The 14325-nt window shown below is 61.9% G+C and carries 12 protein-coding genes; 6 read left to right on the top strand and 6 right to left on the bottom strand.

Features of this window, described 5'->3' with window-relative positions:
• Window positions 1-2: 2 nt before the first annotated feature.
• Window positions 3-503: a hypothetical protein gene (locus tag KQI84_13130; protein MCB2155820.1), complete on the top strand. Its 501-nt coding sequence runs from the start codon at window positions 3-5 to the stop codon at window positions 501-503.
• Window positions 504-640: 137 nt separating this feature from the next.
• Here KQI84_13130 and KQI84_13135 read toward each other — a convergent pair whose 3' ends face one another.
• The 4 genes from KQI84_13135 to KQI84_13150 form a co-directional block, all read right to left on the bottom strand.
• Window positions 641-2029: an FAD-binding oxidoreductase gene (locus KQI84_13135; GenBank protein ID MCB2155821.1), complete on the bottom strand. Its 1389-nt coding sequence runs from the start codon at window positions 2027-2029 to the stop codon at window positions 641-643.
• A gap of 121 nt (window positions 2030-2150) precedes the next feature.
• Window positions 2151-3215: an SDR family NAD(P)-dependent oxidoreductase gene (locus tag KQI84_13140; protein ID MCB2155822.1), complete on the bottom strand. Its 1065-nt coding sequence runs from the start codon at window positions 3213-3215 to the stop codon at window positions 2151-2153.
• A gap of 1457 nt (window positions 3216-4672) precedes the next feature.
• Entirely contained in the window at window positions 4673-5659 is a 987-nt protein-coding gene (locus tag KQI84_13145; protein ID MCB2155823.1) for a class I mannose-6-phosphate isomerase, read from the bottom strand.
• A gap of 26 nt (window positions 5660-5685) precedes the next feature.
• A complete protein-coding gene (locus KQI84_13150) occupies window positions 5686-5991 on the bottom strand; it encodes a hypothetical protein (GenBank protein ID MCB2155824.1) in 306 nt (101 codons plus the stop codon).
• Window positions 5992-6189: 198 nt separating this feature from the next.
• Here KQI84_13150 and KQI84_13155 point away from each other — a divergent pair, with 198 nt between their 5' ends.
• From KQI84_13155 to KQI84_13175, 5 genes are all read left to right on the top strand, one after another.
• Window positions 6190-8223, top strand: a complete 2034-nt coding sequence (locus tag KQI84_13155; protein MCB2155825.1) for an AAA family ATPase — start codon at window positions 6190-6192, stop codon at window positions 8221-8223.
• Complete coding sequence (locus KQI84_13160; protein ID MCB2155826.1) at window positions 8220-8909, top strand: hypothetical protein; 690 nt, start codon at window positions 8220-8222, stop codon at window positions 8907-8909. Before KQI84_13155 ends, KQI84_13160 begins: the two co-directional genes overlap by 4 nt.
• A gap of 211 nt (window positions 8910-9120) precedes the next feature.
• Window positions 9121-10785, top strand: coding sequence for a tetratricopeptide repeat protein (locus tag KQI84_13165; GenBank protein ID MCB2155827.1), 1665 nt, complete (start codon window positions 9121-9123; stop codon window positions 10783-10785).
• 129 nt (window positions 10786-10914) lie between these two features.
• Entirely contained in the window at window positions 10915-11781 is an 867-nt protein-coding gene (locus KQI84_13170; protein MCB2155828.1) for a glycosyltransferase family 2 protein, read from the top strand.
• A 137-nt stretch (window positions 11782-11918) separates the two neighbouring features.
• A complete protein-coding gene (locus tag KQI84_13175; protein MCB2155829.1) occupies window positions 11919-13031 on the top strand; it encodes a hypothetical protein in 1113 nt (370 codons plus the stop codon).
• Window positions 13032-13069: 38 nt separating this feature from the next.
• Here the strand turns inward: KQI84_13175 and trpA are convergent, their stop codons facing one another.
• Both trpA and KQI84_13185 read right to left on the bottom strand, forming a co-directional pair.
• The gene (trpA, locus tag KQI84_13180; protein ID MCB2155830.1) at window positions 13070-13873 is read right to left on the bottom strand and encodes a tryptophan synthase subunit alpha; all 804 of its coding nucleotides are present in this window, start codon (window positions 13871-13873) and stop codon (window positions 13070-13072) included.
• Between the two features lie 34 nt (window positions 13874-13907).
• Window positions 13908-14246, bottom strand: coding sequence for a P-II family nitrogen regulator (locus tag KQI84_13185; GenBank protein ID MCB2155831.1), 339 nt, complete (start codon window positions 14244-14246; stop codon window positions 13908-13910).
• Window positions 14247-14325: the final 79 nt, after the last annotated feature.

Genomic DNA, 14325 nt, shown 5'->3' on the forward strand with positions numbered 1-14325 from the left:
ATATGAAGCACGACGAGAAACCGGAAAAACCCGAAGCCGTCTCGGAGGAGTGGAAGCGGAAGCTGAGAAGGTCATGGACCTTGAGCAGTTGGCTAGCCTTAGTGCTGGCTGTTGGGCTGGGCGTCTACTTCGGATTGCCGCATTTCTTCAGAGCGCGTGAGACATCGGCCAAGAATTGGTGCCAGGAGAATCAAACCAAAATCGATTCAGCAGTGCAGCAGTACATATTGGAGTACAACCTCGCCGATCAGGAGGAATTCGTGGAGCTGTTTGGAACCGAGCTGGAAGATTGGGCGCCAGTCTTGGTCGGACCGGATCTTTATATTCGCTTCACACCGAGGTGCCCAAACTGGAAACCCGATCCATGGTGGAAGCTCTGGTGGAAGAAGAAGCGGCCCCCCAACGACTACTCGATTGCCCCTACAAATGAGGGCTTCGTCGAGAACGGGGCGCCTGTCAGGTGCAACCTGTGCGACCATCCGTATCCGCAGGCGATTCATTAGGGATGCCCCACTCACCATCGCGAAACGTTTAGCCGCGCCAGGCGAAGGCGTGAAGGTCACAAGGCGGATCAATAAGCAACTGAGGACCGGCGTGGGCCGGTCCTCTTTGCGATGTCCTACATTTTTCGCTGCAGTACTCAGCGATCGAAGTCTTTGCCGAAGATGCGTCGCGACAGGTCGGTCTGCAGGATGTTTTCGGGATCGCATTCGTTCTTCAGCGCGATAAATTTCTCGAGGTTGCCCTTTGGCAGGAAACGCGCCGGGGTGCCGGGGCGCATGGTGGCGTCTTTCGCGAAGTAGAATCGCCCGCCGTTGTCGAGCACGACGCGATCCATTTCGTGCGTCAGCTTCCACAGGCGCTGGCGATTGCTGCGTGTGACGCGGAAGTCCATCGCAAGCGAGTAGCCGTCCACGGCGTGGCGAATCAGGAACGGGTCCGTGTCCGGGATGTGTTTCTTGAACACGCCGAGGTACGACGGCATGCCGGCGGCCTTTGACATGCGGATCAACGTTTCGTGCGTGCGCACGGCGTTTTCTTTCGGCACGAAGCTCTGGTACTGGATCAGCCCGCCGGGCTTGTAGGACCACTGCCAGTTCGGCACGTAGTCGAGCAGGAATGCAAACGCCGCATGGGACTGGTAGTAGCGATGTCCGCGCGGCTGCAGAATGCCGGAGTAGAATTTCGCGAAGTTGATCGCGCGCATTCCCAGGTCGTTCACGAACGGCGTGAGGAACAGGTACATCAATGACTTCGGGAAGACGCCCATGATATGCTCGGGCAATTCCTGCGCAGCGACCTGCAGCGACTCGCGCAGGCGCCGAGGATCTTCTTCCACCGTGTAGCCGGCCTGGTGAACGATGCCGCGGCCGAGGCTTCTTCCGCCGGGAAAGCAGTCGACCCAGCCGACGAGGTAGTCCGACTCGTCGACGCGGTCTTCAATCTCGTCGACCATCTCCTGCAGGCTGTACGTGTTGAATGCTTCGACCCACACGTTGCCGGAGCGAACCTTCTTCATCTGCATCACGAAACGCGTGAAGCACCCCAGCATGCCGAAGCCGCCGATGGCCGCGAAGAAGAGCTCGCTGTTCTGCTCTCGGCTGCATGTTTTGTGTTCGCCGTTCGGCAGCAGGATGTCGAACTCGATGATGTGACGGCCCCAGGTGCCGGCCTTGAAATTGTTTTTTCCGTGGATGTTCATTCCGGCGGCGCCGGCGATGGTCGGGTACATCGTGCCGGAAACGATCGGCGGCCACCATCCGTCGGGGATGATGTGCTTCCACAGGTCGCCGATGGCCAGTCCCGGCTCCATTTCCATGCGGCCGGTCTCCGGATTCCAATCGATGATCCGGTTCATTTTGCTGATATCGAGAACGATGCTGTCTTCGCCGATCGAAGCGTCGCCGTAGCTGCGCCCCGCTCCGCGCAAGGCGATCGGTTTGCCCGTGCGGCGAGCCAGCGCGTACACGGCCTCGATCTCCTCCACGGCGCGCGGGAAATGCACCCACGAGAGGGACTCTACGGCCATGCCCCAGCCTTCGACTTTCGCCAAATGCCGCGGGCTTAAACCTTGAGGCTTAACTGCCACGTCCTGCCGTCCTTTCGCCGAATCCTTCCCGGCCTCCAATTGCGCTGCTGCCGTCATCGGTTCAGATTCCGAGCCGTCGGAAGATGAACGATGGCATGTGGATGATCACCCAGGAAACCAGCTTCCAGCGATGCGGCACGTACACGGTGCCGCGGCTGCGATGGGCAGCGTTCACGATCTGTCGCCCCGCTTCGTCCGCGGAAATCATCCACAGCAGATTCCCCATCCCTGCCGTCATCGCGGTATCCACGAAGCCCGGCTTGATCGTCACGACGCGCACGTTGCGGCTGGACAGCCGATTGCGCAGCGCCTCCAGGTAGATCGCCTGGGCGCCCTTTGTCGTGTTGTAGACGGGCTGGCCGCTGCGGCCGCGATCGCCCGCGATCGAACCGACCCCGACGATCGTCCCGGCCTGCAGGCGCGAGAACATGTCCGCCGCCTGGTTCAGCCACGCGATCATGCCGAGGAGGTTGACCTCGACCATCGTGCGGTCCTTCTCGAAGTTGTACTCGTCGATCTCGACCTTGGGCATGGCGCCGGTGGTGTAGACGACCAGCGACAAGCCTCCAAGCTTGTCGACGATCTCGTCAAACAGCCCCGGAACTTCGTCGAAATTGGTCACATCGTGGGGAAAGGCGAAAGCCACCTCGGCGCCGGCGTTCTTGTTGATCTGCCTGGCGATCTTGCCGAGTTCCTCTTCGCGGCGGGCCACCATGGCCACGCGATAGCCGCGGCGAGCCAGGCGCCGGGCCGTGGCCGCTCCCATCCCCGAGGACGCCCCGATCACCAGCGCACACTTCTCACGGAGTTTCACGAAATCCAATTCCTCGCGTTCGATCCAGAATGGTCCCTCCTCCCCAGCAGCGCCAGGGAACCGTCCACAGGAACCAAAGCCCCGCGGATGGGTCAACGCAAGGTTTTCAGTTGGCGGGAGCCCAAACGTACCAGACTTGCGCGCGGCTGGCGAGCTTGATGCGCTCGCCACGGCGGTCGAGCAGAATCCGCTGCTGGTCCGGCACGTCGGAGAACCAGTAGATCGGCTCGATGAAGAGAACGTAGTTTGCCTGGGTCGGATCCACAGTCGCCCAGGACGATGCCGTGACGTTCGGGATTGGGCGGTCGACATAGCCCAGAGCGGGTACGCCGGCGGCGACGTTGACTGGCCAGTGTGTCGCCAGGACGGGCTCGACGCCGCGCTCCTCGGCATCTTCCCAGACCTTGTCCAGCGCCCAGTTCATCTGCTCGACGTATTCCTCGTAACGCAGGTCGTAGGTCGATTCCGAGCAGGACAGGATTGCGGGGCGTTCGATCAGCAGGCGGATCGATTCGGGAAGCCATCGGGTGTGCTCCGGCGTCCAGCGCAGCACGAACAGCGCGCCGGTTGCTACGGCCAGTACCGCCAGCACCCAGCGGACACGCACAAGTGCATAGAGCACCGCGGCCAGGCCGACGATGACTCCCGCCAAGACCGGGAGATTGTACCGGGCAACGGGGCCGCCCAATTGGAAGAACATCCCATTGAAGGCCAGCGCAAGGAAGAGGACGGCCAGCGCCAGGCGGCGATCCTCCGGGCTCGCCAGCAGACGATCCCGGCCGGTGCGTTTGCGGACGATCGCCCAAATCGTGGCCGTCACAGCAAAGATGCCGAGGAACCACTCCAGGTTGATCAGGTATACCAAAGTGCGCCAGGCGGCGGGGAAGGTGGCCAGCCAGTCCTCCAGTTTCCAAATCGGATGGAGCGTATTGCCCGTCGTGTGGTTTACCTGCGCATGCAGATTGCCGCGGACGCCGATGCGGACGGCCAGAAACCCGAGGAAGAACAGCACCGGCGACAGCGCCCATGCCATATCGACCAGGAAGGTCTTGCGGCTGTCCTTCTGCCAGAAGCGGCCGGACGTGAAGAGCAGGGCCGTGGCCGGCCCCAGGACCAGTGCGAAGCCGTAGAGTTTGAACAGCGTCGCGACTCCCCCGACCAGCATGTAAGGCACGCGCCTGCCGCGCGACCACAGCAGGTAACTCCAAAGGATCAGCGCGGACATCGGCAGATCCAGCAGAACGCGGCGCGACTGCGCCCAAACCAGCGGATGCAGGAAGAAGAGGATGGCAACCGCGGCGCTCCAGACCGGAGGAAGGCCAAACCGCCGACCCATCGCAAAGACGGCCAGCAGGAAGATCGCATCGAAGGCGCATATCAGAACGTGCCCCGGCAGGGGGGACGGTCCGCCGAATAGCTTCATCATCAGCGCCATAAGGAAGAAGAACCCGGTCGGATGGCCGACGTCGTAGGTCTTCAGGATCGGGTTGAAGTGGTTGTTCAGAATGTCGATGGCGTGCGGAACAACGTAACCAATCGCGTCCCAGAAGTACGGCGCATTCAGGTTGTCGTATTGAGCAAGGAGGAACGCACCGAATACCAGGAGCCAGGCCAGAAACCACTTCGCTGGCTCGGGGAGATTCCGAATGCGGTCCCAGAATGGGTTCGGCGTGCTTGTTTGGGACGGCAGTGTCTGGTCCATGCGATCCTCGCTCGTCAGGCGAGGATCGTAGCTGGAGGGCACCTCACGGGGTCAAGGCCCGCGGGCGTCAAAGCTCGCGGCTTTCAGCCAGAAGGATTCGCGTGGGGCCGTTCGTGGCTTTGACGGATAGGTCGCGCTCGCAGATCGCCGGGACATACCCGGTCTGACCCCGGGCCAGATCGATCTCCCCATCGGCTGTTCCGAGCTGCACTTTCCCCGCAACACAGACGACGATCAGGCCGCTATCCAGCGTATCCGGCGGGACGGGCAGCGACTGGCCGGCCGGAACGTCCACCATCCGCACGCGGAAGAACTGGTTGTCCGTCAGTGTGATTGGATCGGAGAAGCTGCCCGGGATATCGAGATTGCGGGACTCTTGCGCCGGGCCGTTGAAACCGATGACTTGCAGCGCGTCTTCGACGTGGAGCTCGCGCTTGGGCTCGCGTCCCCAGTCCCACAGCCGGTACGTCGCGTCGCTCGATTGCTGAATTTCGCAGATCAGCGTCCCGGCCAGAATGGCGTGTACCGTTCCGGGCGGAACGAACAGGAAGTCGTTTTCCTCCAACGATCCGCGAGCCACCATCTGCTCGATTCGCCCGTCTTTCGCGCCCGCCCTCAGTTCCTCGGGCGTGATTCCGGGTCGCAGCCCGTGGATCACTTCCGCCCCCGCGGCGCAGGCCATCACGTACCAGCACTCCGTCTTCCCGCGCTCGTTCCGGGACTCCGCAAAGCCGTCGTCCGGGTGTACCTGGATGGACAGATCGCTATCCGCATCGATGAACTTGACCAGCAGGGGATAGCGCTCCGGGGCCACCGTGCGGCCGATCATCTCGCGGGGAAAGCGCCGCAGAACGTCACCGAACAGCTCGCCGGCGAACTCTCCCGTGGCGATCCGGGATCGCCCGTGTGGGTGATCTGAGAGCTCCCAGGACTCACCAATTGGCTCGCTCGTATTCAGAGCCTTGCCCAGTTCAACGGCCAGCCGCTGTCCGCCCCACGGACGGGGAGAAAAGACGGGATCGAGGACGAACGGTGTCGGTGGGAAGAGCGGCATTACGTTTTCCTTTTGCGGCAGGCTGATCAGTCCCGATCGAACGGATTCTCCGGCTTCTCGATGGGTTCGCCGGATTCCTTGATCTCTTTGCTGCGCTCTTTGAACAGCGCATCCAGCTTCGAGAGCTTCTCTTTTTGGGCCTGTTGGGCGGCTTTGAACTTCTCTTCGGCGCGCTGTTGCGTTTCCCGTACCAGTCGGCGGGCATCCTCGAAACGGTCGCCGCTGGTGTCCTCCACCAGCGGTTCCCGGGTCTCAAGGACCTTGCCGGTCTTACGATCGACGACCAGGATGCTCTTGCAGCAGGGGCAGGTCACTTGAAGGGGTTCAGTCATGATTCGGGTTCCTCCGCCAGTGAAGTAAAACGGAGGCTACGCAACTGCCGATCCGGTGTGGAGCAGAAAGTTGCTCCGGATCGATGATGAAATTCCGCCTGCCTCTTCTTGTGCAACCCGCCTTGACGTTGCCCGGCGCCCGTCGGAACCTGTCGCCCGTTGCCGGCCGCCGAAAGGGCCGGTCCGGGAAAGGCCCGTATGTACCTCGAGCATTACGGCTTCGATTTCGAGCCGTTCAACATCACGCCCGACTCGCGTTTCCTCTTTCTGTCGCGCCGGCACAAGGAAGCTATGGCGGCGCTGCTCTACGGCATCGAGCAGCGCAAGGGCTTCATCGCGCTGACCGGCGAGATCGGCTCCGGCAAGACGACGATCTGCCGTGCGCTGCTCCGCGAGCTGGATCGTGAGACGATTAAGCTGGCCCTGATTCTGAACCCGCAGCTCGACGGGCTCGAACTTCTCCAGGCCATCAACGCCGAATTTGGCATCGCGCACGACAGTACATCCAAGCGTAAATTGCTCGATACTCTGAACAAGTTTCTGCTGGAGCAATACGAGGCCGGCCACAACTGCGTGCTGGTCATCGACGAGAGCCAGCAACTGCCGCCCGAATCGCTGGAGCAGGTCCGCCTGATCTCGAACCTCGAGTTGGAAGCGACGAAGCTGATCCAGATCGCTCTCGTCGGCCAGCCCGAACTGGACGAGATTCTGCACCTGCCAGAGCTCGAGCAGCTCAACCAGCGCATCACCGTGCGCTACCACATCGAGCCGCTCGACTTCGACGAGATGTCGGACTACATCGACCATCGCATTAAGGTCGCGAACCCGACAGAGCCGGTGCCGTTTCATAAGAAAGCGCGGCGTGCGATCTTCAACTTCAGCGGCGGCATTCCGCGCAAAGTGAACGTCGTCTGCGACCGCGCCTTGCTCGTCACCTTCGTGGCGCACGACAAAGAAGTGAGCGAAGAGCACGCACTGACGGCGATCCAGGAAGTGCGTGGTAAGCGACTCTCAAAGCGCAAGACGCCCGGCAGCACCACAAATGCTCCGAAGCACCGGGAAGAACTCGACACCGACGAGCCGGATGTTCCCGTCGCAGTCGGTGAGGGAGGCTCGTCCGCACGGTGGATTGCCGTGGCCGTGTTCCTGGGACTGGCTTTGATCGCGAGCGCCATGATCATCAGTGGCAAGAATCGCAACGCCGTCTCGCCGCCCCCAAGCAACGCGGCCGTTGCCGTACCACAGCCCTCGCCCACGCCAGTTCCGACCCTGGTTCCAACACCGATGCCGACGCCCGAGCCCAGCCCGACTCCGAAGCCCACGCCGGCCCCGACGCCTGAGCCTACGGCCTCGCCGACGCCGGAGCCCTCGGCGAGCCCGACGCCGCAGCCTTCTGAGACGCCGACTCCGAAACCTTCGGATACTCCGACGCCGAAGCCTTCTCCCACGCCGTCGGAGACGCCGGAAGCCACACCGGCTCCCACAAAGGCAGCGACGCCTCAACCAACACCAGAACCCACTCCAGCTCCGACTCCGCAACCCACCGAGCTACCGACCCCGCAGCCATCGCCCACGGTAGAGCCTACACCGGTCGTGGAATGGTCTTACGATGGCGCCGGGATCGTTCGCGTGCGCCGCCCGGAGTTCACCTATCCGGCGGCTGTGCTGACGTGGCTGGCCGAGCAGGGACAGACACTTCCTGAGGCGGAACTGGCTCGGTTGCGCGAAACCGATCCTGCGGAGGTTGCGAGTCTGCAACTGACAGAAGGCCGGGCGCCGCTTTACCTGCGCGAAGCCCGATTGCCGGCGCGCCTGGACTTCCTGCCCAATGCGATGCTGCCGGTACTGGTACAGGTGGATCGCCAGGCGCTCGAGTACGGCCCGTGGGCGGTGATGACGGAGCGCGCCAACGGCATGGTCACGCTGAAGGACCCGTTGCGCGGTCAGCTTCAGGTCAGCGAGGCGGAGCTTATCAAGCACCTGGCGGCGATCATGGTTCCGTACGCGGATCCGGAAGGAATCACCGGCTTGCAGCCGATGGACTCCGGCCCGGCGGTTGAGGCGCTGCAGAGGCGACTGACCGCGGTTAGTCAGTACAGCGGCGGCATTACCGGCGTGTTCGATCGCAAGACCGAGGAAGCGCTCGCGACCTATCGCCAGATCAAGGGTTTGCGCGGCGGCCCGGATGTCGACCCCGCCATCGCCCTGGCACTGCTGAAGGACAGCGAATGAGCACGATTCTCGACGCGCTGGAGAAGGCCAACAAGGCCAAGGGCGACAAGAAGCCAGCGAACGGCGGGAGCACGCCTCCCACGCCGCCGCCGGAAGAGCCGCGTCCGCCGCGCCGACCGGACGATGAAGGCCCACAGCGCCGGCACGCCAGCGTCTGGCTGCTGATCCTCCTGCTCGTGATCATTGTGATTCTGTTGCTAGGCGGCCTCTCGATCGCTGTTGCAATGCTCTTTTCGAGGCAGAGCGAAGTGGCAAGAGCAGAGCAGGAACGGCAGCAAGCAGTCCAGATGGTGCAGCCGGCCCCAACGCCCATTGCGACCCCGGTGCCAACGCCAGTTCCGACGCCGCAGCCCACCCCGGAGCCGACGGCCACGCCCCTTCGGACGCCGTCGCCCAGCCCGGAACCGACGGCTACGCCGGAACCCACCGAAACTCCACGCCCGACGGACACGCCCCTGCCGACGCCGCGATTCCAGGACGATCAGGTCGTCACCGACGTGGACCTGGGAGTGCGCATCTCAGGCGTTATGGTCGCGGGGAGCGACTCGGTGGTGCTGATCGACGGCGAAGAAGTCGCGATCGGGCGGAAGCACAAGGGCATTCGTCCCCTGGAAGTTCGGCGCGGTTTGATCGAAGCGGAAGTCGACGATGCCGGCCGGACCGTTCATCTTTATATTCGATACTGATTGTCCACACGTCGCCGATGCACAACTGTAGATACAGTCCCTTAGTACAGTTTATTTCGCTGATCTGACAAATCTTGGACAAAAGGCGGATTGACCCCTCTCCAGCAAGGTGGTCGTCTTCTTGCATGAGGATTGTGGTAGAGTATTCGTCAGGGCTCGCCTTGGCGGAAGCGGTTAGGTACAGGGTAACACATCGACCCAGGAGGGTCCCATGCACGCAAGAATAAGACTCTCGATCCTGTTGGCCCTCGGGGTGAGTATTCTCTCTGGGAACGTGTGGGCCGACGAGATCGTTTTCAAGAGCGGAGAGATCCGCCAGGGCCGCGTGGAAAACGTTCGCGGCGAGCCGAACCGCGTGGCTTACATCAGCGCCTCCGGCCGGCTGGAGATTCCCCGCCAATTGATTGAGGAAATCAAGGACGAGCCGGACGAGGTGGATTACACCATCGTCGGCGATCAGTTCGTCAAGAATCGCAGCTACGAGACGGCCATCAAGATGTACCAGAAGGCTCTCGAAGCGGACCCTGATTATACGATCGCAAAAGACGGCATCGAGAAAGCGCGGAAGCTGATCGGCGAACAGCAGGCGGAAATCCAGCGCCGTGTTGCCGAGGAGAATTCAGGCCTTCTCGGGAAGGCCCGCGATGAGATTAGTCAGGAAAAATTCGCCGAAGCCGAGAGGACCATCGACCAGATCGCTCAGCAGGCAACGCCGCAACAGGCCGCGGCCGTTCAGTTGATCCGTCGCGATTTGTACGTTGCGTGGGGATTGAGCCGCATCGATCGCCTGGATCCGATCGGAGCGGAAGAGTATTTCCAGGAAGCACTGAAGATCGATCCGGACAATGCAACGGCTCGCGAAGGCCTTCTGCGGGTTTGGGAAAACGATCCGTCGAAGCGCGAAGAGGTTCTCGCCGCCTACAAGCTGAAGTTGAAGGACAACCCGGACGATCTGATTCTGCAGCAGAAGGTCGCTGATATTCTGCTCGCGCAGCAGCGCTTTGAAGACGCTATCCCGCACCTGATGAAGCTCGAAGAATCGGGTAAATTCTCGACGTCGCGCTACGATGATCGATTGAAGAACGCGTTCGAGCAGATCGTGATGCGCCAGGTCACCGCCGGCGATCTCGCAGCGGCTGTGAAAACTTACAAGCAGCGCATGGAGGTTTTCCCGGACACGGATCCGATGCCACTGGCATTCCTGGAATACCAGAAGAAGCTGAATGATCTGGCCCCGAACGATTGGGACGGACGCGCGGGTCTGTTGGACGATTTGGAACGCCAGGGACTCAATACGCTGGCTGTCCAGGAAGCGCAGACGATCCTGCGTGGCGATCCCGAGAACGAGACGGCTTTGGCCTTCCTGCGCAAGGATGCCGTCTCGCAGTTGCAAGACATCCGCCAGATGTTCGAGAATGGCGAGTTCTTCACCGCACGCGAGCGCGCGCGCACGTTCATCGAAAATAACCCACGGTTCCCGGAATTGATTCAGCAGGCCAACGACATCTACACGAAGGCCGATATCGAGGCCGAACGTCAGGCTCGCCGGATCAGCGAGCAGGCTCGCGAAATCGCCGAGCGTGGCGATCAGTACCTGTCACAGGCACGTCGCTACGCCGAGCTGATGAAGAATCGCGAGACGACGGAGCGCACGACCGTTTTGAGCTACAAGCAGGAAGCGATCAAGTTCGCTAACCGCGCGATTGAGACCTATCAGACGGCCCTGAAGATCGATCCGTCTCTCGGCCCCATCACCGGCATGGATGTGAACACGAAGCTGGCCGATGCCAGGAGCCTGCTGGGGAATCTGACGCGCGCGCCCTATCAGCGCCCGACGCGCCAGATGCGTCCGTTGGTCTCCGAGCCAGAGGGCTGAGTCGCCGTTGGATATCGAATCAGATGGATGAGCGGGGGCGATTGGTCGCCCCCGCTTTCTTATTCCACGCTCCCTTCCGATTGCCCCACAGTCTGCACAAGACTATCCGGCTTGTGAGGTCGCAATGTCATGAAGCAGCCGTCGGAAATCACAACGCACGTAAGCGCGGTCATCGTATCTTACGATCAACCGGAAGCTCTGCGTCGTTGTGTGGAGTCGTTGCAAGCCCAGGTCATCCCGAGTTGGATGCGCTACTCGATTCAGCCGGAGGTTTACGTCGGGAGTCGATTCGGCTGGTACGACGAGTCGGTGATGATGTTATCGAAGATGCGCGTCGACGATCACCGAATTGAAGGATGGTGGCTGGTAGGGAATGCCGGGCCTGCTGTCGCTCGCAATGTGGCGCTGCGACAGACGACGGCGGACTATCTGCTCTTCATCGATCCCGCCGGATCGATTGAATCTGCCCATGCAGTCGAAGAGATGGCGAAATTCCTGAATGAGAATTCAAGTGTAGCGGCCGTCGCGGGATGGGTTGGCCATGGCGATTCCGGCAGGGCAAGCGCCGGGGCGCTGACGCCCAAGCTCCAACTCCGGGAGTTGGAAGTGGGGGAGGCTCCAGGCTATGTGGCGGGCTGTTTCAGCATGTGGCGTCGTGAAGCCTTACTGTCGATCGGCGGATTCGATCCTCACGTTCGGGACGAGGCCGACACCATCGAGGCCTCTCTTCGCCTGGCCGAAGATTGGGAATTCGCCCTGCTGCCCGACGTCCGAGCCGCACTTGAACGCCCCCTGCGCTATTCCGAGCGCAGCCGAGCATACATTACGCTGAAAACGCGCGGGACGTTCGGGGCCCTTCCCATCCTGTTTCGCGGCGGCGGTCTTCTGGAAGCGGCTGCCTGGCCGTTTCGGGTGGTTGCCCGAACGCTCAATCCGCACCCGACCATGTTGCCGGCGGAGTGTATTCCCCCTTTGGAACATCCCGAAGACCGCTGAATCGGAGCCTGATTCTCAATTGCCAGAATCGACTCTTCGATTGCCCCGAGGGGCAGTGTGCCGGAACGTCCTGGTTTCGGCGCCACCGGCGATCCCGGGACAGCGCCTGTCGATTTTCTTCTCGGAGCGATCCTCAAATGAGCTATGCGCAAACCGCCGCCGCCTTGATGGCTATTCCGACGGCCCCCTACAAAGAGCATTGGATGCTGGAAGAGCTGGACCGTCAGTTGGACCAGATTCCCGGCCTGGAAGTGAAGAAGGACCGATGGGGGAACGTGTTTGCGCGGCTCCGCCGGGGAGAGAATTCCCCCGGCTGCGTGGCCTACGTTGCGCACCTGGATCACCCCGGCTTCGTCGTCCATCGCACGGAGGGCAACACCGTGCACGGCACATTCGAAGGCAACGTCGATACGGACTTCTTCAAGACGCGTCCCGTTCGTCTATTCCGCGACGTTGACGATGCGGGCATTCGCGCGCACGTGACCGAAGTTTCCGAGCGGCGCAAGGAAACGCACAACCGCGCGGTGGTGCTTGAGGCTGAAGAGGATCCGGCCGGCGCAGTGTTGGGCATGTGGGATCTGGAACCATTCACGCTCGACGGCGATCACATTCGCAGCCGCGCAGTGGATGACCTCGGTGGCACGACGCTGATCCTGGAGACGCTTCGCGGCGCCTCGCAGACCGAAGGCGATGTCGACGTGATGGGTGTTTTTACGCGGGCCGAGGAGTGCGGCTTCCGCGGTGCGCTGTTGGTTTGTCAGGACGACTCAGAGAAGGGCGAGTACATTCCACTCGATGCGTGGGTGATTTCCGTCGAGACGAGTTCCGCCCGTCCGACCACGCCGATCGGCGGCGGCGGCATCCTGCGCGTTGGCGATCGCACATCGATCTTCAATCCCGAGATCACTCAGGCGATGAAGGAAATCTCTGAGGAGATGGCGGAGAAGCACGGCCAAAGGCCGCTGGTGCGCGCGCTGATGGACGGCGGCACTTGCGAAGCATCGGCTTTCAATCTGTGGGGCTACACGAGTGGTGGCCTGTGCTTGCCGCTCGGAAACTACCACAATATGAATCGCGAAGCTGGCAAGATCGATCAGGAGTACATCTCGGTCGCGGATGCGGAAGGGTTGACGAACTCGATGGTGCAACTGGCGTTTTCGCGCGGCGGCGAGTCGGCTATGGCGCGCCTGAAGCGTGAGTACGAGGCGCTGGCCGAGGACGCCAAGCCGAAGATGCACAACTGGCCCTGAGCCAACCGTAGGACGACGAACGATCTCTTGAAAACGAATCAGGCCCGATTGCAGGCCTTGGCGAGGGACTGGACGTAAGCGGCGACTTCCTGCTTCACGTCGAGGCCCTCGTCTTGGCACTTGCCGATCAGCTTGATGAGAGCACTGCCCACGACGACGCCGTCGGCATGGGGAGCCAGCGAGCGCACGTCGTCCGGCGTTGCGATGCCGAATCCGACGGCGAGCGGCAGGTTCGCATTGGCTTGCACGCGATCCAGGTAATCCAGAACGCTTTGATCGACGTCGGAGTGCGCGCCCGTGATACCACGGCGCGCGATGCAGTACAGGAATCCGCCGGCATGTTCGGCGATGGCCGCGATGCGTTCGTTCGATGTCGTCGGCGCGATCAGCGGCACAAGGTGAAGCCCCTGGGGCTGGCAGGCTGCGCGAAACTCGGCGGCTTCCTCCGCCGGGAGATCGGCGGCCAGGAACCCATCGGCACCGGCGTCCTTGGCCAGGCGGGAGGACTCCTCGAGTCCGTGAGCGAGGAAGGGGTTGAGTGCTCCGAAGAGCACCACCGGGGTCTGGTGGCTCTTCCGGAACTCACTCAGGAGTTCGAGCGTTCCGGTGAACGACATGCCGCGTTCGAGCGCAATGCTGGAGGCCTTCTGAATCGTCGGGCCGTCTGCAATTGGATCGGAGAACGGGACTCCCAATTCGATCAGGTCCGCGCCAGATTCGGCGAGTACGGGCAGGAGCGCCTTTGTCGTCTCGGCGTCGGGGAATCCGCTGGTCAGGTAAAGGATCAGCGCCGCACGGTTTTCCTCGCGGCATCGGGCAAACAGCTCGTCGATTCGGTTCATCGTTCTCGATTGTCTTTCGGGATGTGGGCAGCGATCAGAGCGCGGCTTCGCCCTGCTCGCCGGTACGGATGCGGATCGCCGACTCGACCGGCAGAACGAAGATTTTGCCGTCGCCGATGGAGCCGGTCTTGGCGGCTTCCATGATCACCTGCAGGATCTCCGTTGCATCCTCGTCCTCGGCAACGACTTCGACGCGCAGCTTTGGTACAAAGTCGACTTGGTACTCTGTGCCGCGGTAGAGTTCGGTGTGGCCCTTCTGGCGGCCATAGCCCTTGACCTCGCTGACCGTCAGGGCGGGGAAGCCCGCTTCCTGCAGCGCCTCTTTGACCTCGGGCAACTTGAACGGCTTGATGATGGCGATGATCAGCTTCATAACTCATCCGGCGGCAAGAATACTCCCGCCCGAGACGAGCGGGAGGAGTTCTTCTCTGGATTTCAGGCCGACCTCGGAG

It is taken from the genome of bacterium (genome assembly GCA_020444065.1).
In the GTDB taxonomy this organism is placed as follows: Bacteria; Sumerlaeota; Sumerlaeia; order SLMS01; family JAHLLQ01; genus JAHLLQ01.